This window comes from Mesomycoplasma ovipneumoniae, from assembly GCF_024758565.1.
Taxonomy (GTDB): Bacteria; Bacillota_I; Bacilli_A; order Mycoplasmatales; family Metamycoplasmataceae; genus Mesomycoplasma; species Mesomycoplasma ovipneumoniae_B.
The window spans coordinates 487501-509866 of the sequence record NZ_CP079199.1 but is presented as its reverse complement, the minus strand read 5'-3'; the positions used below and the strand labels follow the sequence as shown (position 1 = coordinate 509866).

Annotated in this window: 15 protein-coding genes and 2 rRNA genes (1 of these 17 cut by a window edge); 7 read left to right on the top strand and 10 right to left on the bottom strand. The window is 29.9% G+C overall.

The features are described 5' to 3' along the window. Window positions 1–10 precede the first annotated feature (10 nt). The 4 genes from KW512_RS01830 to dnaA all read right to left on the bottom strand — a co-directional run bounded on the left by KW512_RS01830 (window position 11) and on the right by dnaA (window position 5104). A complete protein-coding gene (locus tag KW512_RS01830; protein WP_258841794.1) occupies window positions 11–469 on the bottom strand; it encodes a 23S rRNA (pseudouridine(1915)-N(3))-methyltransferase RlmH in 459 nt (152 codons plus the stop codon). Then, window positions 469–2328, bottom strand: a complete 1860-nt coding sequence (mnmG, locus tag KW512_RS01825) for a tRNA uridine-5-carboxymethylaminomethyl(34) synthesis enzyme MnmG (protein ID WP_258841792.1) — start codon at window positions 2326–2328, stop codon at window positions 469–471. Before mnmG ends, KW512_RS01830 begins: the two co-directional genes overlap by 1 nt. Before the next feature lie 85 nt (window positions 2329–2413). Next, window positions 2414–3550, bottom strand: coding sequence for a DNA polymerase III subunit beta (locus KW512_RS01820; RefSeq protein WP_258841791.1), 1137 nt, complete (start codon window positions 3548–3550; stop codon window positions 2414–2416). A gap of 165 nt (window positions 3551–3715) precedes the next feature. After that, window positions 3716–5104 (bottom strand): chromosomal replication initiator protein DnaA, encoded by a 1389-nt coding sequence (gene dnaA, locus KW512_RS01815; protein ID WP_258841789.1) that lies wholly within the window; start codon window positions 5102–5104, stop codon window positions 3716–3718. A 181-nt stretch (window positions 5105–5285) separates the two neighbouring features. Here dnaA and rpmH point away from each other — a divergent pair, with 181 nt between their 5' ends. The 5 genes from rpmH (at window position 5286) to KW512_RS01790 (ending at window position 11275) form a co-directional block, all read left to right on the top strand. Continuing rightward, the gene (gene rpmH, locus KW512_RS01810; protein ID WP_258841788.1) at window positions 5286–5429 is read left to right on the top strand and encodes a 50S ribosomal protein L34; all 144 of its coding nucleotides are present in this window, start codon (window positions 5286–5288) and stop codon (window positions 5427–5429) included. A gap of 14 nt (window positions 5430–5443) precedes the next feature. Then, window positions 5444–5782 carry a ribonuclease P protein component gene (gene rnpA / locus KW512_RS01805; protein WP_010321001.1) on the top strand — a complete coding sequence of 113 codons (339 nt, stop codon included), beginning with the start codon at window positions 5444–5446 and terminating at the stop codon, window positions 5780–5782. Continuing rightward, complete coding sequence (gene yidC / locus KW512_RS01800) at window positions 5772–7604, top strand: membrane protein insertase YidC (RefSeq protein WP_258841787.1); 1833 nt, start codon at window positions 5772–5774, stop codon at window positions 7602–7604. Before rnpA ends, yidC begins: the two co-directional genes overlap by 11 nt. Before the next feature lie 80 nt (window positions 7605–7684). Beyond that, window positions 7685–10153, top strand: a complete 2469-nt coding sequence (locus tag KW512_RS01795; RefSeq protein ID WP_258841785.1) for a hypothetical protein — start codon at window positions 7685–7687, stop codon at window positions 10151–10153. 39 nt (window positions 10154–10192) lie between these two features. Beyond that, window positions 10193–11275: a hypothetical protein gene (locus KW512_RS01790; protein WP_258841784.1), complete on the top strand. Its 1083-nt coding sequence runs from the start codon at window positions 10193–10195 to the stop codon at window positions 11273–11275. Between the two features lie 2 nt (window positions 11276–11277). Here the strand turns inward: KW512_RS01790 and KW512_RS01785 are convergent, their stop codons facing one another. The 6 genes from KW512_RS01785 to KW512_RS01760 form a co-directional block, all read right to left on the bottom strand. After that, window positions 11278–13746 carry a valine--tRNA ligase gene (locus KW512_RS01785; RefSeq protein ID WP_258841783.1) on the bottom strand — a complete coding sequence of 823 codons (2469 nt, stop codon included), beginning with the start codon at window positions 13744–13746 and terminating at the stop codon, window positions 11278–11280. A 10-nt stretch (window positions 13747–13756) separates the two neighbouring features. Next, entirely contained in the window at window positions 13757–15679 is a 1923-nt protein-coding gene (locus KW512_RS01780) for a hypothetical protein (protein ID WP_258841782.1), read from the bottom strand. A gap of 3 nt (window positions 15680–15682) precedes the next feature. Beyond that, a complete protein-coding gene (locus KW512_RS01775) occupies window positions 15683–16648 on the bottom strand; it encodes a LytS/YhcK type 5TM receptor domain-containing protein (RefSeq protein WP_258841781.1) in 966 nt (321 codons plus the stop codon). Window positions 16649–16735: 87 nt separating this feature from the next. Then, window positions 16736–18301, bottom strand: a complete 1566-nt coding sequence (locus tag KW512_RS01770; RefSeq protein ID WP_258841780.1) for an MATE family efflux transporter — start codon at window positions 18299–18301, stop codon at window positions 16736–16738. 1 nt (window position 18302) lies between these two features. Next, window positions 18303–18785: a transcription elongation factor GreA gene (greA, locus tag KW512_RS01765; RefSeq protein WP_010320993.1), complete on the bottom strand. Its 483-nt coding sequence runs from the start codon at window positions 18783–18785 to the stop codon at window positions 18303–18305. Window positions 18786–18823: 38 nt separating this feature from the next. Next, window positions 18824–19438 carry a BC85_0335 family putative methyltransferase gene (locus KW512_RS01760; RefSeq protein WP_258841779.1) on the bottom strand — a complete coding sequence of 205 codons (615 nt, stop codon included), beginning with the start codon at window positions 19436–19438 and terminating at the stop codon, window positions 18824–18826. Window positions 19439–19950: 512 nt separating this feature from the next. On the opposite strand from KW512_RS01760, the gene KW512_RS01755 reads away from it, so the two are divergent. Both KW512_RS01755 and KW512_RS01750 read left to right on the top strand, forming a co-directional pair. Then, window positions 19951–21498: ribosomal RNA gene (locus KW512_RS01755) — 16S ribosomal RNA — on the top strand. Window positions 21499–21937: 439 nt separating this feature from the next. Further along, window positions 21938–22366, top strand: a 23S ribosomal RNA gene (locus KW512_RS01750); it runs 2481 nt beyond the window's last position. Together the 16S and 23S rRNA genes form the textbook arrangement of a ribosomal RNA operon.

Sequence of the window (22366 nt, the reverse complement as noted above, 5' to 3'; positions counted from 1 at the left end):
TTTCCTTTTTTTAGTCATCGTGGTGGTACTTTCGATTATATTTTATAGAAAGTCCGCGATAAATTTGTTCTAGAAGTACAAGTTTGAAAATTTTATGGGGGAAAGTTATTTTACCAAATGATAAAAACCTAATATTTGGCACTTTTTCAAGAATCAACTGTTCATCAACGCCCCTTGAACCGCCGATTATGAGGCAAATATTTGCTGAGTTTAATAGTTGTGAAAATTCTGGGCTAGAAATGGTTTGACCACGCTCTGTAAAAAGAAAACAACTGTAATTTTTAGGTATTTTTTCTAGAATTAGCTTTGTTTCAATGGTTTTCTTTAAACTTATGTTTTCATTTTGACTTTCACTAAGATTAATTAAATCAACCTGGTATTTAAATTCTTTAATTTTATTGATTTCTTTTTGATATAAAACTGAAAAATCTCTAGAATTACTTCCGAAGCCAATTATTAAAATTCTCATTATGTTTTTGCTTCTTTTTGCATTTTTAAAAGATTAAGATGAAATAAAAGCATTTGAATATCTGCTGGATTTACGCCGCTAATTCTACTTGCTTGGCCAATAGTTTTTGGTCTAACTTTTGAAAATTTATCGAGCGCTTCAGTTGATAAATTAGCCACTTTTTGGTAATTTATATCTGTTGGAATGAGTAAATTTTCAAGCCTAATCATTTTTTCGGCCTCAGAATTTTGCTTTTGAATGTAACCTTTTAAACGAGAAATGACCATTAATTCATAACCGTATTCAAAATCGGGCAAAATATCTTTAAAATCAACATCAGGTCGAGAAATTAATTTTAACTTTGAAATTCCAGTTTTTATACCGTATTTTTTTGCCAAAGGGTGTTTTGGCGACAAAAAATCTTTCGAAAGTTTTTCTATTTTTTTATCAATTTTTTTGTATTTTTCTTTAACTTTTAGGTAATAGTCTCTTGAAATCATGCCAGAAACAAAAGCATATTTTAACATTCTGATATCAGCATTATCATTTCGAAGAATAAGTCTATATTCTGCTCTTGAGGTTAGCATTCGATAAGGTTCTTTTGTCCCTTTTGTTACTAAATCATCAATTAAAACGCCAATATATCCGTCATTTCGCAAAATTTCAATTGGTTTTTTCTTTAAAATAAATTGTCCAGCATTAATTCCAGCAATCAAACCTTGGGCTGCAGCCTCTTCATATCCGCTAGTTCCGTTAATCTGACCAGCCATAAAAAGCCCTTTTATTTTTTTAGTTTCTAAACTTTTTTTCAATTCAAGCGGATTAATTGCATCATATTCAATTGCATAGCCATATTTTGCGATTTTTGCATTTTCTAGACCAGGGATTGTTTTAATTATTTGGTCTTGGACTTCTTCGGGCATTGAGGTCGAAAGGCCATTTATGTACATTATGTCTTGTTTTTTTGTTTCTGGTTCAAAAAATATTTGGTGTCTAGGTTTGTCTGAAAAACGGACAATTTTATCTTCAATCGAAGGGCAATAACGAGGTCCAACTCCCGAAATTAAGCCTGAATACATTGATGATTTGTCCAAATTTTCATTTATTATTTGGTGTGTTTTTGAGTTAGTATAAGTCAGATAACAGGAAATTTGTTTTTTTAGTCTGTGTTTTGACTGAAATGAAAAATTTATATTATAAAGTGGTAAAACTTCACGTTCAACTTTGGAAAAATCAATGGTGGAAGTAAGAATTCTTGGAGGGGTTCCTGTTTTAAGTCGCTGTAATTCAAAACCAAGTTTTTTTAAGTTATTTGAGAGCAAATTTGAGGTTTCTTGACCATCAGGACCACTTGAGATAGACGAAGAACCGCGAAGAACTTTTGAATCCATGTAGGTTCCGGTGGTTATAATTACACTTTTTGCAAAAAAAACAGCCCGTTTTTTTGTTTTTAGTCCAAAAATACGGTTTTTTTCAACCAAAAGTTCGGTTACTAAATCTTCAAAAATAGTCAAATTATCTTGTTGTTTTAGATCTTTTAGGATAATTTTAGAATATTTTTCTTTGTCAATTTGCGCCCGCATGGCCAAAACAGCAGGTCCTTTTGACTCATTTAAATATTTAATTTGAATCATAGCAGCATCAGAAAATTTAGCCTGCACACCACCAAGAGCGTCAATTTCTCGAGTTATTATTCCTTTAGCGGGTCCACCGATTGCTGGATTACACGGCATTGATGCTAATTTTTTTTTATCAATTGTTATGAGCGCCACTTTAAAACCTTTTTTTAAAAGCGCATAAACTGACTCAATTCCGGCGTGACCGCCACCAACTACAATTGCATCAAACTCTGAACCACTTTTATTTTTTTCTTTTGACATTTTAGACTTTCTAAATTCAATTAATTAAAAAATTATACTATATTTTAGCTGTTTTTATTGATTTTTTAAAATAGAAAATCGTCTTTTATACAAGAATTAGACCAATAAGTTGGCTAGTTTCTGGGCGCTCAGGTGATTTTATGAGCATTTTTGTCTTTTTTTCATTTATATAAATTTCAATGATGTTGTCAAAAACAGAAATTGCGTCTTTCAGATAACGATAATTGACATTTATTTCGACAAATTCGGGATCATACTCGCCAGAATTAGCAAAATTTGGGTTCATTTTAAAGTCAATAACATTTTTTGTTGAGACATTAGATTGCCCGGAATCTTGTCGTGAAATAAAACCTTTTAATTCAGTTTTTGACATTGTAAGATTAATTACATTATCTTTGCCGGGCGAAATTATCGTAGTTTTATCAATTAGATCGATAATTTCACGCTTTTTTATAGAAAAGAAATACAAAATTTCATCTTTTTTTGGCAAAATATTTGAAATATCTTTGTAATCTATTGTCAAAATTCTCGATTGAATAGTCAAATTATCGTAAATGTAGCTAATTTTTGTTGGTTCAATATTTAATTCAATGTCTGAATCGAGCTCTGGAGGTATAAAATCCTTCAAGTTTTTAGCATTAACAGAAATATTTATTCTACTTTGGTTAAAAATTTCAACTTTTTCTGAGGCAAATCTAGTTGTATCTGTTGCTGAAAAAAATAAATAACCTGAATCAGAACTAAGATTTATAGCTGATAAAACTGGTTGAGAAGGATTGTTTGTCGTTGCAAAAGCTGTGTTTTTTACAGCTTTTTTGAAGTTTTTTGCATTTACAATTAATTTTATCCCTTTTTGGTCAAAGTCAATTTCTGGGAAAAAACTAGCATTAATAAGACTTTTTGTAAATGAAGCTTCTTCTCAGGAAACAATTAATTCGTTGCCTTTTAATTCAAAATTAATTTCTGAATCACATTTTTTTATAACATCACGTAAAAAAAATCCATCAATTAAACAAAAACCGACATCAATTATTTCAATTAAATTTTCTTTTTCAATAAAAACTTTATAAGAAAGTTCGCTATTTGTCGATATTATAAACAAACCACCTCTTGTTAATTTCATAAAAAAAGAGCTTAGTGGAGAATTATTATGACTAAGAATTGCTACTTGCATTCTTTCGATTTGTTTTTCAATTATGTTCTTTTTAATTCTAAATTTCATTTTTACTCCCTTATAAAATAAATAATTAATTTAGTTAAGTTAAGTTTTGTTTAGTTAGGTTATATTTAGTTTAATAATAATTATAATAAGTTTGTTTAAAAGTCTAAAAAAACTAAAAATCTTTAATTTATGGTGTTTTTTTACAAAAAACAGTGTTAATTTTTATTATTTTCTATGTTTAAAACTTCAATTTAAATGTTTATATATTTGGTTTAAGGCTAACTCTAATTCGTTATTATTGCTTTGTTTTAAATTATCAATTTTTCTAAGTGTAAAAATTATTGTCGAGTGCTTTCTGTTATTGAAAAATGACCCAACCTCATTGTGAGTCAAGTCGAGAATATTCTTAATTAATCAAATGGCGATATCACGCGCGTGGACTATATTTTTATCTCTTTTTTCACTTTTTATATCGCTAACGGGAATTCCATAATATTTAGAAACGCTCTGAATTATTAAATCAGGCGTGATTATTTGTTCAGTTTCATGTTTTTCTACAAAAATTTCGAGCATTTTTTGCTTGTCAAAATAAATTTCACTTTGAAATTTAATTCTATTTGTCTGAATGTAGAAAACAATTGACTTTAGTGCGCCCTCAAGTTCTCTGATTGAGTTTCGAAAGTGTTTTGAAAGAAATTCGAGCGCTTCAGTTGTCCAAATGTGTTTATCCAAATTTTGCTCGCGCAATTTATGTGTAAAAATCCGCAAAAAGTCCTCTTTTTTTGGCTTATTTAATTTTATATGCAAACCTGAACCAAACCTTGTGATAAATCTTTCTTCAAAACCACCCAATAAAGAGGGTGATTTATCCGATGTTATAATTACAGTTTTATCATTTTCAATAAATTTGTTCAAAATTTCAAGAGCAACTATTGAAGTTTGGTGTTTATGTCCCAAACCTTGAATGTCATCAAATAAAAAAACGTCAACTTGAGTCAGTCACTCTAAAAAATCACTGATTTTATTGCTTTCACCGTTTTGCATTCAGCCGGTTATGCAACTTATAAACTTATAATCATTAATGTAGAAAACTTTTTTACCTTTTTCAGCCAGCAAATTTCCGATGGCGTTAATAAAGTGAGTTTTCCCTATTCCTGAGGGTCCTGAAATAAAAATCGGCGAAAAATTGAGCTTCGTATCGCTTATAATCGAATCGTAAATGCTAAAAATCTGAAAATTATAATTAGACCTTATAAAGTTTTTAAAGGTAAATTTATTCAAAAAGTTGTTTATTTTAAAGCTGCAATACTTGTTTTTTATAGTAAAATCATGCACTTGTTTAGGTTTTGCTATATAATTATTTTCATTATTAAAAGTTAAAATCTTAGAAATTTCAAGGTTAGAAATTGCTTTTTCTACAATATCAATTCATCGAGAAATAACTTCTTGTTTTGCGATTTGATCTGTAAAATCAACGATAATTTCGGTTTCTGTCTCGTTTACCACAAAAATTGTTTGAAAAAAATTGTTGTAAACCATTTTATCATTTAATAGGTTTTCAATTTGTTGCCGAAGTTCTTGGGTTCTGATTTTTATATTACTATTTGCATTCATTTTTTTTGATTTTTCCTTCTTTTGTGGTAAAATTTAGAAACGTTTATTTTATATTTATATAAGAATATAAAAAGTGTTAAAATTTAACTGTACAATTTTGGGCGCAAGTCAACAAAATAACTATGTTTTTTTAAATTTTAGCAATATTTTTAAAAAAACAAATAAAACAAAAGGAGATATCATGAAAAGAACATACCAACCAAATAAACTAAAACATATAAAAACTCATGGGTTCCGCGCACGTATGTCAACTACTGACGGTAGAAAAATTTTAGCAGCTCGAAGATTAAAGGGTCGTAAAAGATTAACTGTATCAGATAAATAGTTTTTAGGATAATTTTGCAAAAAATTCCGACTATTAAAAAAAATTGAGAATTCCAAGCAATAATTGAATCTAAAAAGCAAATAGTTACAAATTCTCTTATTCTTTATTATTCAAAATTTGCTTTTTTCGAAATTGGTATTTCGATTCCGAAAAAATTTGCTAATGCAGTTAAACGAAATTATTATAAAAGGCAAATCAAAAATATTCTTCACAACCTTCAAAAAGATTGACCCTCTGCACCAAAATTTCGAGTAATTTTAATAACAAGAAAATCATTTTTAACACTTAATTTTAAAGAAAAAGAGAACGAAATTATTAAAATATTCAAAGAATTCCAAAAAAATGAAAAATAAACAAACACGACCAAAGGCTTTTGATTACTTCCAGAACCAAAACGGATCAAAAAAAAATAGCTTCAAAAACTTCAAATCTATTTTCAAATTTTTGAAAATCTTTTTTTACACTATTATTTTCGGAATTTCTCTAACCGGTTGTATTCAATCATTGGTTGTAAAAACTTCGCATAATGTTGGTGAAGCGCTTGAGTTTTATAATTCTAAAGAAGAAATAACCCCAAATTATACAATTTTTAAAAAATCAGAAAATGAAAATGCGCCTGGTATTGAATTAGCAACGAAAAACAATAACTTTTTGATTTCCGCTGATTCAAAAAAAGTAAATCAAGAAAGCGTTTTAAACCTGTTAAGACAACAAATTGGAGATAAAAATTCAGATTTTGGTGAGTTTAATTCACTTCTTTTGTTCCAAAATAATGAAAATGAATTTGAATATTTAAAAGGCGACAAAACTAATGAATTTATTTTTTTCAGTTCTGCGCAAAAATCATATGAGCAAAAAACTGTTTGAACTGAAATAAATATTCCATCTCCAAAATATTTTAGCCAAAAATCTGATAAAAATTATTTTGAAAGTCTGTCAAACGCCAAAAGTTTGCCTATTAATAATTTTAATTTTCAAAATAGCACCAATGAAACAGCTAACATAAGTGAAAAAATTGATCAGTTTTTCTTTAAAATAGACGACAAACTCCCTCCGGTTAATCGGAGTTATGCAACTTTTAGCCGTGATATTCTTCAAGTTCTTTATAACAAATTAATTTCATTACCAGAATTTTCAGATAATAAACTGCAAAATGCAATTCAAGAATATGAATCAAAGGCAGGAAAAGAAATTTCTCCTGAAACTGAAAAAATTATTTCTGGATACGCCGAATCTATAAAAAAAATTATTTTTCCTATTAATTTTTCCCGAATTGATATACAAAACAAAACTTACAACTGGAATAATAACGATGAAAATTTTGCAAGAAAAATCGCTTTCCAAAATGAAATTCCATCATTCCCGATTGTTAGTTGACTTGAATCATGGAAATTAGGACCTTTTTATTCGATGTTTGTTTACCCGATTTCTAAAATAATTACTTGAGTAACCTCGTCCCAATCATTATCCGCTTGGTCTGGTTGAATAACAATTTTGGCGATTTTAACGATCGTTGTAATAACAAAGCTCATCTCCTTTTCTTTCAGATTTAAAACAATTTTTGGTCAAAATAAGCAAAATGAGTTACAACTAAAAAAAGCTAAAATTGATGCAAAATACGAAAATTACAAAAAAAATAAAGTCATGCAACAACGTCATCGACAAGAAGTTGCCGACCTATATAAGAAAAACAATTTTTCACCTTTTGCACCTTTTTCCCAAATTTTAGTAACTATGCCTATTTTTATAGCTGTTTGGCGAGCGCTCCAGGGAATCCCAAGTTTTAAAGTTACTTATTTTTTAGGACTTGAATTAGCAGCAACTTCTTATCAAAAACTTTTTGATGGACAATGAATTTATCTTCCAATAATAATTATTACGGTTTTAGTTCAAGCATTGCAGCAAATAATTCCAAAAATTTTAAATAAAAATAAAACAAAAAGAATAATTAACGCTCAAGAAAATGAGACATATAAAAAACAAGTAAAAACACAAAGAATAATGTCAATAATTTTTGTGTTTTTTGGAATAATTTTTCAAGCTTCACTTCAAATTTATTGAATTATTGGTGGTATTTGAGAAATTATGCAAGCACTTGGCGTCCATTATTTTCAAAAATCCAAAGTTTATCGTGAAAAAGTTCAACCCTGAATGCGTAGGAAAAAATGGATTTAATAATTTAAATAAAGGTTTGCAAAAATTCACTAAAATAGTATTGAATGTTTAAAAAGTTTAAAAATCTACGGAGATACTAAATGAATAACAAAATTTCACCCTGCATTTGAACACTTATTTCAAATACCCACCTTCGAAAAGCTGAAAGTTTAGAAATATTAATTAAAGCGCTTTATTTAAATAAAGAAGAAATAAACCAAAATTTTAAAAGTAAATGACTAAAAATTTATAAAAATAAAAACTGAAAACCAGTTGGGGACTTGAGCGAACACATAAGATTAGCCTCTCAACTAGGGATAGCAAAAACGAATATTTTAACTAACGGACAACAAAAACTTAATATTTTAGCAAAATTAATAAACAACGGAACAATAAAAGTGCGCGAATATATAAGCATTGTTTTGTTTAATTTAGTTACTTATATTAATGAAGAGTATCGCCACTTGTTTAAAATGACGCTAGAATTGCTCAAAGAGAAAAAAAATCACCCTGTTTCAGTTGATGAAATTTTTGATAATTTTAATTTCGGCGAGTCCTCTTGTCCTGAATTTGATGAAAAACATCAGCGTTATAACTTAACGCAAAAAGACCATATTTTTTATATTCTAACTTCTGGGATTTTTTTTGAAGTTTTGTCTTTTCGCGAAAAAAACCAACAATACAGCACAAAATTTTTTAAAATAAAACTTTTTGATTATTGATATTTAAGAATTGACGAACTAATAAGTAAATGCAACACGCAATTAGAATCGCATAATTTTGAAAAAGCGAGTCTTATAAGACAAGACCCAGAAAAATGATCTAATTATTTAACTTCAAACTCTCAAGCAAATTATGACTATATCATAAGTGTTCTGAAAAATAAAACACAAGAAATACCTCCGGTTTTAGATAAAAATGAAACTCCGAACAAAATCCCAAGCGAAACTTTAACCGAAACTCCGGTCGAAAAAAAAGACGCTCAGGACGACTTGGAACCCCAAAACCAAGTTTTAGATCAAACTCAAGAACCAGAGACAATAACTGAATTAAGCAAGTGTGAAGTTAAAAACACGGAAGACACAATCAAACCCACTGAAAAAAAGAGTGATTTAGGCGAATTTTCCCAATTTTATACTCCTGCATTTGACAGCCAAACCTGCTGCGAAAACAATCCTGAAAATTTATCAACAAATCAAAATTATCCTATGAATTTAGGCGTAATTTTAGATTCTCAAATAACATATTGGTCTGAAAACACCGAAAAAAATTTGCAAAATTCACCTGAGGAATATTTGTGTAAAACAAAAAAATCTTTACCTCGCGTTTTACATTCTCATGAAACTCTCTCTTGTCCTTGTGAAAATTCACAAACTGTCAATGCAAAATCATTAAATTCAAAGTCAACTAAAACTGAAGATATCGAAACAACAAAAAAAGAAACTCAACAACTAGAAAAAAACTCCGTAGAATCAGAAAAAATTTGCTATTTACCGAAAGAATCGCAAACCCAAATTAATAATGTAAAACTTCCAGCTTCAACATTTCTAAAATCCAGAGAGTATTATTATAATTATTTTATCAACAACGTATATAAAATAATCGACTTTTCAATTAAAAATTTACTAAATCAACCCAAATTCAAACAAAATTTTTTCAACTTATTAGATAGAAGAAAAATTAATGACGAAATCACAATAAGCCAAAAACAAACAAAAATTATATCCGGTAAGAATATATTTTTAATTTCCCCATCACAAAACCAGATTTATTATGAAATTAAAAATAATATTTTTAATCACCATTTGGACAAAAATAACTATGAAATAGCTACTTTTTCTGATAGTTACACTATCCAAGATTTTGTTGGTTATAGTGATTTTAGTGTTGATGAAAAAAATGATGCTAATTTTATTCCTGGCCCATTTTCACGAATTTTGAGAACCTCTTTTTGAAATCCAGATAAAAAATATTTCCTAATTCTTGAAAACATGGATAAAAAAGCTGCAATTGATTTAGTTTCACAACTAAAACCGCTTTTTTATCGCGATGGAAAAGCTAACAGCTTTTTTTCAATTTCATTCCCAGAAGTTTCATCATATGTTTTTTCAAATGAAGAGCAAAAAATTTATATTCCCGCAAACCTTACAATTATTGCAACTGCAGTTGTTGATCTTGAAAATCAAGAATTTGACTTTCCGATTGATTTACTAGAAAATTGAGATTTTAAACATTTGCCTAACAAAAAGCAAACAAACATTTTGCCTAAAAAACAAATTTGTGACACTGGTTTAAATTGAGATGATTTTTTAAGGGTTTTAGAGAACCAACTTGCTAATAAAAATCAGGACTACGTTTTACAACTTCCTTTTGAAATAGATCGAAATATCTTAGAAAATCCTGATCTTTTTGTTAACAAAGTCCTATTTTTCTTATGAAGTTTTACTTTTAAAAATAAAAGAGAACTAATTTTTAACTATGACTCATATTTAACTTTGGCGAATAAATTCATTAATCCCAAAGGACCTGAGCGCCTAAAAATCTTTAAAGCTAATTTTTTTGAGTCGTAAATATTTATTAATTTTAGAAGGATTTATTTAAATTTAACTGTGAATTTTAACAAAAAAGTAAAAAAAATTTTTCGACATTTTCTATTTAGTGGTTTTTGAATACCACAAACTTTTTTTATCATAGCCTCATGTGGACAAGTTGATAAAACCGAAGATCCGTTTATAAATCCAACAGGTCTAGGTGTTCAAAATGCTATAAATTTGAAAAAATTCATTAATTCAGAGAATTTAATTGAAATTCCTGCCGAAAAACAGCAACAAATATACGAGCAAAATGATTCACAATTTTACCTACTTAATCTAAAAGATGCTCCAAAAATCTCAAAATCAGAAAAAATAAATCCCGAATATACATCAAGATTTAGCCCAAATTCGCAAATAACATACTTAAATTTAATAAATCGCTACTATAATTCTAAGCAACTTCAGGAAACTAAGCGCAAATTGAATCAAAGCCCTGACTCAATTTATGTCCCAACTGTAGCCGAAAATTCAAAGGATTTTTGGTTTATTTACGTAATCCCAACTTCAGTTGGTTTTACAGAATTTGAACAAAATGGCCAAAAAATCAACATAACCGAAACCGCCGCAAAAATTCCTCGAACTTTAACCCCGTTTTCTTCTGTTGAGTTAAAATTATTAAAAAAAGATCTTATTTCAAACGATAATAAAAATTATTTGCAAATAAATGTTAACCAAATGCTTAATTCTTTTGCCTATAAAAGCAAAGATCCTAGTGCTTCCCAAAGCAAAGAAAAAAATTTATTTGGATTTCTTGAATCAGAAACATTCCCTAATTACAAGCTTTTTTTAAAAAATATTGATTTTGAAAAAAATGAAATCACGTTCACGTTAGATGAAAAACAAAACAACTTAAAACACGAAATAACACAGACAAACCGCCTAAATTCAAATATTTCAGTGATTAATTTGGAATATAAGTCTGATAAATATGAAAAAAATACTAATCCCGAAGCGTTTTTTTCTAAAACTGAAGATCCAAAAGACCAATTATCAGATTATCCGTTTGTTAGATTTTTCACCCAAACTTTTGTCGTACCTTTTGAAGGCAACACAGTTAACTTTGACAACAATTTTTCTATAATAATCGAAAAAAAATAAACTTATTTTTTTTCGTAAAACTCTAATTTTTCTTTAAATTTCTTAAGTTTTTCACGTTCGAGTTCAACTTTTTCTTTGGGCGCTTTTTCAACAAATTTTTGATTTGAAAGTAAGGTTTCTGCCCTTAAAATTTCGCTTTTTAAGAATTGAATTTCTTTTTTATAGTTTTCTTCTTGCGCTTTTTTTATCTCATCAGCAATTTTAAGCGAAATTTTAAAGTTTTTTGTTTTAATAATAAACTCATTGTTTGGAACTCATTTTCCAAAAACAAATTTACTAATAATCTCAATTTCTTCTTTTTGGAACTCTGCATCAATAACACAAAATTCCAACATAATTTTTTTTGAAATCTGTAAATTTTCGCGATAAAATCTTAAACTATCAATAATTTCAAGGATATTTTCGACCTTTTGATTGTCATTGAATTGCCTAACTCTAGGCATTTTTTGTTCTAAAATTTCCTCATCAAAAATTTTTTCCATCAAAAAATCAGTCAAAAAAGGCATAAATGGGTGCAAAATTATCAAAACGCTTTTTAATAGTTTTCTAGCATAAAAACCGTTTTGTCTAGTTTTAATCAACTCTATATAACGAGAAGAAAAATCCCCAAAGATAAAATTATTAATTTCGGTTCCAATAACGCTAAAATTATATTTTTTAATATTTTTTACAATTTGTTTTTTAAAATCATAAATTTTACCTTCCATTCAAAAGTCGATAAAATCTGGTTTTCGATAAGTATTATCTAAACTTTTGATATATTTGGCAATATTTCAAAGTTTATTACTTAAATTTCAAGCTGAATTTAATTTTTCAAGACTAAATCGGATATCTTTTCCCGGGCTAGAATTAAAAAGAAGCATTTGTCTTAAAGAATCTGACCCGTATTTTTCAATTATTTCCATAGGATCAATCCCGTTTCCGAGCGATTTTGACATTTTTCGTCCTTCTTCATCGCGAATAAGACCGTGAAGTAGGACTTTTTCAAAAGGTTTTTTATCCATAACAAAAAGAGAGGAAAAATACATTCTAGCAACTCAAAAAAACAGGATATCTCACCCTGTAACGAGTAAACTTGTCGGAAAATAGGACTTAATTAATTCAAAATTATTAGGTCATCCTAAAAAAGAAAATGCGCTAATTCCTGAAGAAAATCAAGTATCAAGAACATCAGGATCTTGAGTTCATCCTTGGCCAGGTGATGTTATTTGAACCTTAAATTCGTCATTTTTATACCAAACAGGGATTCTGTGACCTCATCAAAGTTGGCGCGAAATAGTTCAGTCGTGGATTTTATCGAATCATTTTCTTAAATTTTTCTCAAATCCGCGCGGGTAAAATACAACTTTATCTTTTGAATTTAGATGCAAAATTAAAGACTGAGCTAATTCATCCATTTTTACAAATCACTGTGGTTTTTTAAGAATTTCGACAATTTCACCACTTCTTTGTGAAAAGCCGACATTTGAAACAACATCTTCGACCTTAATTAAAAGACCTTCATTTTCAAGTTTTTTTGCAATTAAATTTCTGGCCTCAAATCTGTTTATTCCTTCAAATTCAAGGGTATTTTTATTTAAATTTCCATAATCATCAATGCAATCTTCGGCAGACAAGTCGTTTTTTTCTAAAATTTCAAAGTCTAAAATTGAATGAGCCGAAACCTTCATAACCCCTGAGCCAAAATCTTGACTAACATTAGAATCGCCAATTATTTTTATTATTTTTTTAGTTAAAGGATGAATAACTTCTTTGCCAATAAAGTTTGAATATCTTTTATCTTTTGGATTTACGGCTAAGACAACATCGGATGAAATAGTTTCAATTCTTGTTGTTGCCACGGTTAAAAATTCGCTTGAGTCTTTCAAAAAGTATTTTAAATAATACATTTTTTGATTTACAGGTTTGTTGATCACTTCAATATTTGAAAGTGCAGTTTGTAATTTTACATCTCAATTTATCGCTCTTTTTCCGCGATAAATCAAATTTTTTTCTCATAATTTGATAAAAAAATTTGAAACAGCGACTTGAGCTTCATTGTCAAGTGTAAATCTTTCTTTGGAATAATCAAAGGCAATCCCTAATTTATTTCATTGTTCTTTAATTTTTAGATATTGCTCGTCTTTTCACTGATAGCATTTTTGGATGAATTTCTCGCGGCCTAAATCAAATTTAGAAATATTTTTTTCCGCTAAAAAAGCTTCAACTTTTGCCTGAGTAGCAATTCCGGCATGATCAACGCAAGGCAGTAAAAGAACGTCAAAACCTTGAAGTTTATGAAATCTAATCAAGGAATCTTGAATAAAAATATTTCAAGAATGACCTAAATGCAAGTGTCCTGTGACATTTGGCGGCGGGCTTATGATGGAAAAAGGTTTTTTTGGATTTGGACTAGCATAAAAAAAACGCTTATCAAGTCATTTTTGGTTTCTATTTTTTTCAACTATTTTATGATTATATTTATTTTCCATGGTTCACCGCTTATAAATTTATGACAAGAATATCTTCGTCCAAAAGTCTGTTTTGTCTCGGAAATTCGTTAGTTATTTTTATATTTTTTATAGGATTTCAAAAATCAGCGTAATATTCAAAATTGTTGTTGATTCCAGAGGGGTTTTTTCGAAAAACTTCGTTTTGTATTTGCTTGTAAAGTTGCGTTTCAAGCAAATACAAATTAGTTCGATCAAAACTACTATTTTGGTAAAAAAACTTAGCAAATGTGGTTTTTGGAGTCAAAGGCAAATCCACCTCTTGAATATATTCGATTAAAGTACCGTTTTCAATAAAAACAATACTAAAATCACGAATAGGTTTGATTGACCGTTTTGCACAAATAAAAAGTTGGACCGAATTCTCGCCGTCATTAAAAAAATGCTGAAAAAGTTTTTGTTTGTAAGTAGTGTTTAGGTAAAAAGAATTTTCGTCAAATAAAAAGCGAGAATAATTACCCATTTTTGTTTTTTTTAATTCTAAAAAAAACAAAATATTTTCGGGAAGATCACCGTAAAATTGGTACAAAATGTCAAAATTAATTTTGTTTTCAAAACAAAAAATCAAAAATTGATTTTTTCGCAAAAAAGTATCAATTCTGCTTAAATTATAATAGTAAAAAAAATTTTTTAAATCCAACAAGGTATCTCTCAAAAAAGCAAAATGAGTCGAATATTCGTTTTTTGAAATTTTATTTTTTAATCTTTTTAATTTGTTCTCAATAGAAGAAACTCAAAGTCTTTTTGCAAAAAAAGAGTTACTAAAATTCTTCTTTCTGAGACTTTTTTTCATTCTAATTACTTCGTGTTGTCACAAAACATTGGCGCGTAGCAAAGTTTTGCTGTTTATTTTAAGATTTTGGTAATAAGGATTTTCTTTGCGAAAAGCGTTAATTTTCTTTGTTCTAAAGTGTTTTTGTGCCTTTTTATTTTTTTCTTCAAGAATTTTTTGCTGGCGATTTTTTCTTCAAAAAATTCAAAAATCATCAGCAAAAGTTTTATCAAAAAAGTTTTGAACACTTGGAATATTATCAAGACTTTTTTGGTTTAACAATTTGGACATCCAAACTTCAAATTCGTAGTAAATTTGAAATATTTGTTCAGTTGACAATCACCTGAAATTTCCGCTTTGTTTTATTAAATTCAAAAAACAAGCATACCCAGTAGTAAAAATTTTTATTTTATAAAGGTCAGCATCTGGTGAATTTGTTAGCGAATTATGCTGGCTAATAATGTTTTTTATATCATTTTTAATAATTTTTAATGCATTTTGGGTTGTTTCGTTGTTTTTAAAATTGTCAAATTTAAAATCAAAAAAAGGATTGCTAAGCTTTAATTCTTGGTTTAAATTTTCTCGCTCAACTTTTGGATTTAATTCTGTTTTTATGTATAAATTATAAAAATTTTCGTTTAATGTTTTATACTCGCTTTTAATTTTATTGACCATTTCGGTAAAATTAAAAGAAAAAAAAGCACTTTTTTCTAACAAATTAGTTATTTGATTATCCACATTTGTTATAAATCGATCAATTTCAGGCATTGTTAAATATAAAAGGTATTTTCTTGTTGTATTAGTTTCAATTTCAAACGGTTTTGTGTTTCAATGGGATAAAAGAACCTGAATAACGAGCTTTTTTTTAATTTTTTCATACATTTCTTTTGATAAAAAATCTGAAAAACAACTGTTTTTGCTGTAATCATAAGGTTTATCGTTTTCAAGAATAAATCCGTTATAAGAATCTTCTTTTTGAAGAATTGTTTTGAATTCATTAAAAAAATTTGGATCAGAGGAATAAATAAATCCACATTGTTTTGCATCTAATTCAAGACTAAAATAATTTCAATACTTATTTTTTATATTATGAAAAACAAGTTTTTGCTTTTTCTCGTTATTAAAATTAATAATATTTTCCATAATTTAAGTAAGAGAGTAAGAGAATTTTTTATAAACTAAAGGTACAACAGCTCTTGCAGTGAAATAAATAACAGAGGCATTAATCCAAATTTTAGCAGGAGAAATAATTATATGTGTTAAAAAAGCGGTTTCAAAATTATTAAGTGCACCAGATTCTACATCACCTTTTGCGGCAAGAACGCTTGCAATTGGTTCGTGCAAGGCAGAGAATGCAATAATTGGAACAAGAGTCAAATATCGATCATTTTTACGGAAAAAGTTAACAAAACGCGCAACAAGTAAAAAGATAATCATTGAAAAAGTACCAAAAAGAATCAAAATTAAAAACGAAGTTTTGCTAGAAATGAAGCGCGCCTTGCTAAAATCAATAGAAGAATTAAACACAACCGTCGAAATAACTGCCGAAGCTATTAAAGCCAAGACAACAAAACTCGATATTCAATAAAAATTCAATAAAGCTTTTTCTTCGGTTCAACCTTGAATTTTAGCGACTTTTTTTTGTAATCTAAGCAAATTTTGCCGCATTTTTCGCTCTAAGTTTATATCTTTTGTGTTATGGCTAATTGCATCATAAGTGTAGTTAAAAATTTCTCGCTTTTGGGCAAAAATTTTATCTCCTAAGCGTTCTAAAATTTTATCTTTTTGGAATCATTTTTTCCCTTGAGCAACAAAAAATCAAAAGAAAACGCCAGGAATAAACCCAGTAAGTGAAAGACTAAGAGTATAATACCAAGAATAAACACCGGGAATGAACAAAAAAGTAATCAAATCAGCTAGTAAACCGGTTAAAAAACCAACAATTGGTCCAAAAATAAAACCTGTTATTTTAATCGGCAGTCCAATAATTGAAAAGCGGAAATTAGGTAAAATAGCAAAAGGAGCCAATCTGACTCCGATTATTAACATAATTACCGCAATTGATATGAAAATCGCCACAAAAGAGATTTTCATATTTGTCACTTTAGCCATGAAATTTCTCCTTTTGCCAAAATTTTCCCCTTATAAAATGAGTTTAACTTAATAAATTATAGCAAAAAAATTATAAACAACAAGATTTTAGATAGATTCTTTTAAAGTCGAATTTTCAAGCGTCAAATTAATCGCTCAATTAGATTTTAGATAAATTAGTTCAAAAATAATTCACTTTAGAATATCTGAAAGATAAAAAACTGTCAGTGAAACAAAAAGTTTTAAATGAACTTCAGAAATAAGAGGGATAAGAACAAAAACTATAAGAATTTGTCAAACAAGTTGCCCTAAACCGGTAAAAAAGTCTCACCAACTAGCAAAATTAGCCCGTCCGCCGGCTTTAATTATCGTTAAAGAGGAGTTAATTTGAACCCAAATTGGATTAATTAAAATTATAACTATACAGATCATAAAAATCTGATTTAAATAAAAATCAACGGCCAAAACTTTTTGAGCGTCAATAACAGCTTGGTCAATTGGCAAATTATTTTCGTTAAAATAATCAGACAATCCTTTTTGAACTTGTTCTTTAATTCCCGTTGTGATCAAGTCAGTTTTTGTGATAGCAAAAACGATAATAAAGGCAACAACTGACATAACAACTGAAACAACAAACAAAAAACCTTTGAGCATTGCAGCGTTTTTTTTGGCTAGTTCAATTTTATTTTGACCTAAATTTTGACCAACAACAATCGAAACACTTGTCTGAATTGAGGCAAAAGTTGTAAAAAAAATGTTAGCAATTGTGATAATAATTCCTGAAACAGTTAAAAATCCTATGCCTCAAAATTTATAAAAACCACTTCCATCGTCAATTCCAATTGAACCTGGCGGCAAACTTTGAGATCAAAGAACTGAACGGATTGAAATAATTAAAGAGGCAATAGTTACAAGCGACATTCCGACAAAACGGGCGAAAAACTGCTTTCAAATGTTTCTCTCAATTTGAAACATTTTTAAAATTGAGAGACTAACTTCTTTTTTATAAAAAAGTTGATATAAATACATTAAAAGAGAGGTTATTAGTCTTGAAATTACAGTTGCAAGCGCTGAACCAGAGACTCCCATTAGCGGAATTAGGAAAAAATTAAGACCAATATTCATTACTAAGGTTAAAGTGTTAAAAAGAACAGAAACTTTCATTACACCAATTTCGCGCAGAATTCCTGAGGAAGTGACAATGTAGGCAAACAAGATTCAAGAAAAACTTATTATAAATAAGTAACTTTTTGCCTGATCAAAAATATCTTGGTCTAAATTTGACGAACCCCTTCTTCACTGAACCACTCTGAGCAGACTTTCAGGAAAAGCTCAAGAGAGAACAGCAAAGAATAAAATAACAATAAAACAAAGAATATATCTAATATTATTTACTTGTTGGGCCAGTTTAAATTCTTTTTTTCCTCAATATTGGGCAAAAATAATTGACCCGATTGTGTTAATCGAAATTATAAAAGAAAAAACAATTCCTGTTCAAAAATTGGCCATCCCGACAGCCGTAATACCGCCACTGATTTGGGAAACCATGAAATTATCAACAAAATTATTTATTGAAATAAAAAGCGTTGCTAAAATTACTGGAATAGTAATTTTAGCAAATTTTTTCCACATTTCTGGCGAATCAGGAAAAAATTTTTTTATTGAAAAATGCATTTTATTCGTTAGTTACTTCCAAAATTTTAACCGAGTATTTTTCATTTACATCAACTTCAACTTCATCTCCTTCATGTTGACCTAAAAGAACTTGTGCAATCGGTGAAAAATTGGAAATTTTATTGGCAAAAGGATCAGCGTCAATTGAAGAAACAATCTGAAAAGTTTGAACTAAACCACTTTCAAGATTTTTAAGAGTAACTTTTGATCCAATTGAAACTCGTTTTGATCCTGAACGAGTTTCAATTATTTTTGCTTTTGCAATAATAGCTTCAAATTCACGTATTTTTGACTCAATTATCCCTTGTTTTTCACGGGCTACATCATATTCGGCATTTTCAGAAAGATCGCCTTGTGAGCGAGCATCTTTAATTTCTTGAATTACATTAACACGCTCAACATTTATTAAATGTTCAAGTTCTTTTTTTATTTCATCAAGTTTTTGTTGTGTTAAAAGAACTTCGTCATTCATCATTTTTTTCATTTTTTTCCTTTTTAAACAATTTTTAGTAAAATTTTAATTTATTTTTTTTGAATTATCAAAAAATTATAATAAAAAAATTCATCAAAATGGATTTTATGCAATTTTAACATCTTTAAAATTGCCCTTCGCTGATTTTTTTTATATTTTCAGACTAAGTGTCCGCCAATTTTAACCTTTTCTAAAAATTCTAGAAAATTTTTAGGGTTAATTTCTGCCGAAATTAAAATAAAATCAAAAAAAGTCTCGAAATTGCTTGCATATTTTAGATTTTTTATTTGCAATTTTTCAATATTTTTTGTCAAACTGTTTTGATCAAGCCAGGAATCAAAAACTGTGTTTGTTGAGTTTTGGATATTTTTTTGACTAAGACAAGCAACTAGACCATCTTTTTCAACAAATAAATTTGTTTTTGAATTTGTTTCCCTTATTTTATTAATAACCAATTCAAGACTTTCAACGAGCCAAAGATCGCTTTCTAATTCAGTGACTTGTGATTTTAGATTTATCCACTCATCATAATTTTGACTTTGGTGTTCGAAATTATATTTTTTAATTAATTTATTTTTTTTCACTCATGTTCAAACAAATGAGACTAGTGCAACCAAAAATGCAAAAATCCCTGTAATTAATAAAATAATTTTTCAAATCGGCATATTTCTCCGCTAAAAAGCATTAACATAATAAATTATAAGTTTTTTTGTAAAACAAACAAAAAAAATAAAATTAAGCAAATTTTCCCAAATAAACATGTAAAAATTTGCAAATTTGAAAAAAAATATTTTTATTTGGTTAAAAATTTAAAAAAAATATTTTTTTTCAAATCCACCGGTCATTTTTAAGATTAACTAGGACTGGTGTAAAGCAAAAAATCTCCTAAAATTTTACAAAATTTACAAAAAAAATTAGGAAAAAATGCCTATATATAATAAATTAAAGAAGAAAAAAATTTTTTTTAACTTTTTTCTTGGTTTTTTTATTTTGCCGGGTTATAATAACTAAGCTTTGTTTTAAAGTTAAAAACAGGCAGCGTAAAAAAAAAAAAAAAATTATTTGTAAAAAAATTTTTTTGTGATACAATTATATTTACGCTGTTAAAACGGCAAAAAAAATTTTAGATCTTTCAAAACTAGGTATATAATTTCAAAACCAATTTCAAATTGAACGCAATCATGAGAGTTTGATCCTAGCTCAGGATAAACGCTATCTGTGTGCTTAATACATGCATGTTGAACGGAATATGTTAGCTTGCTAATATATTCAGTAGCAAATGGGTGAGTAACACGTACCTAACCTACCTTTTGGACCGGGATAACCATTGGAAACAGCGGCTAATACCAGATATGATAAAAAAATGCATGTTTTTTTATTAAAAGAAGCCTTAAAGCTTCACCAAAAAATGGGGGTGCGCAACATTAGCTAGTTGGTGAGGTAACGGCTCACCAAGGCGACGATGCGTAGCCGACCTGAGAGGGTGATCGGCCACACTGGGACTGAGACACGGCCCAGACTCCTACGGGAGGCAGCAGTAGGGAATCTTCCGCAATGGACGAAAGTCTGACGGAGCAACGCCGCGTGAGTGATGAAGGTTTTCGGATCGTAAAGCTCTGTTGTTAGGGAAGAACAAGTGCCGTTCAAATAGGGCGGCACCTTGACGGTACCTAACCAGAAAGCCACGGCTAACTACGTGCCAGCAGCCGCGGTAATACGTAGGTGGCAAGCGTTGTCCGGAATTATTGGGCGTAAAGGGCTCGCAGGCGGTTTCTTAAGTCTGATGTGAAAGCCCCCGGCTCAACCGGGGAGGGTCATTGGAAACTGGGGAACTTGAGTGCAGAAGAGGAGAGTGGAATTCCACGTGTAGCGGTGAAATGCGTAGAGATGTGGAGGAACACCAGTGGCGAAGGCGACTCTCTGGTCTGTAACTGACGCTGAGGAGCGAAAGCGTGGGGAGCGAACAGGATTAGATACCCTGGTAGTCCACGCCGTAAACGATGAGTGCTAAGTGTTAGGGGGTTTCCGCCCCTTAGTGCTGCAGCTAACGCATTAAGCACTCCGCCTGGGGAGTACGGTCGCAAGACTGAAACTCAAAGGAATTGACGGGGGCCCGCACAAGCGGTGGAGCATGTGGTTTAATTCGAAGCAACGCGAAGAACCTTACCAGGTCTTGACATCCTCTGACAATCCTAGAGATAGGACGTCCCCTTCGGGGGCAGAGTGACAGGTGGTGCATGGTTGTCGTCAGCTCGTGTCGTGAGATGTTGGGTTAAGTCCCGCAACGAGCGCAACCCTTGATCTTAGTTGCCAGCATTCAGTTGGGCACTCTAAGGTGACTGCCGGTGACAAACCGGAGGAAGGTGGGGATGACGTCAAATCATCATGCCCCTTATGACCTGGGCTACACACGTGCTACAATGGACAGAACAAAGGGCAGCGAAACCGCGAGGTTAAGCCAATCCCACAAATCTGTTCTCAGTTCGGATCGCAGTCTGCAACTCGACTGCGTGAAGCTGGAATCGCTAGTAATCGCGGATCAGCATGCCGCGGTGAATACGTTCCCGGGCCTTGTACACACCGCCCGTCACACCACGAGAGTTTGTAACACCCGAAGTCGGTGAGGTAACCTTTTAGGAGCCAGCCGCCGAAGGTGGGACAGATGATTGGGGTGAAGTCGTAACAAGGTAGCCGTATCGGAAGGTGCGGCTGGATCACCTCCTTTCTAAGGAAAATTACTACTTAAATGTGGTTAAAATCAAACTAACATATTAGAAAATTTAATAATTTGAAATAATTTGTTCTATTAATTCATTTTCTCCTTGTTTAGTTTAGTAAATTTTATTTTTTTTGTGAAGTAAACTTTTTTTTAACTTTTTTATAAATGTTTTTTAATACAATCTCAATTTGAAATTGATTATGTACCTAGTTTTGAGAGCTCTAAAACTCTCAAAATGTCTGTAAAAAGACAATTAGCTCTTTCAAAACTGAACAGTAACAATTTTATATCTGATCTAAAAATCAGATAATATTCCAAAGTCTTTTAAAATTAAACCGAGTTTATTTTTAAAATTTTATAACTTTTAGTTATAAAAACTCTAAAATTGTTAAAATACCTTAAGATATATTATCTAAATAGGCTATACTCAGAAGATAGTTTTAACTTTTTAAATAAATAAGAGTATTTGGTGGATGCCTTGGGTCTGAAAGTCGATGAAGGACGTGATTACCTGCGATAAGCTTCGTGGAGCTGGAAATAAGCTATGATACGGAGATTTCCGAATGGGGAAACCCAACCTAGCAAACCTAGGTTGCGCTTTAATGAATTCATAATTAAAGCAGCGAGATACGTTGTGAATTGAAACATCTTAGTAACAACAGGAAAAGAAAATAAATAATGATTCCCAAAGTAGTGGCGAGCGAAATGGGAGGAGCCCAAACCGTTTTTACGGGGTTATAGGACATTTTAATTGAGTTACAAAATTATATAATAGCAGAAAAAGTTGGAATGCTTTGACAAAGAAGGTGAAATCCCTGTACGCAAAATTATATAATCTCATAAATGGATCCTGAGTACGGCGGAACACGTGAAA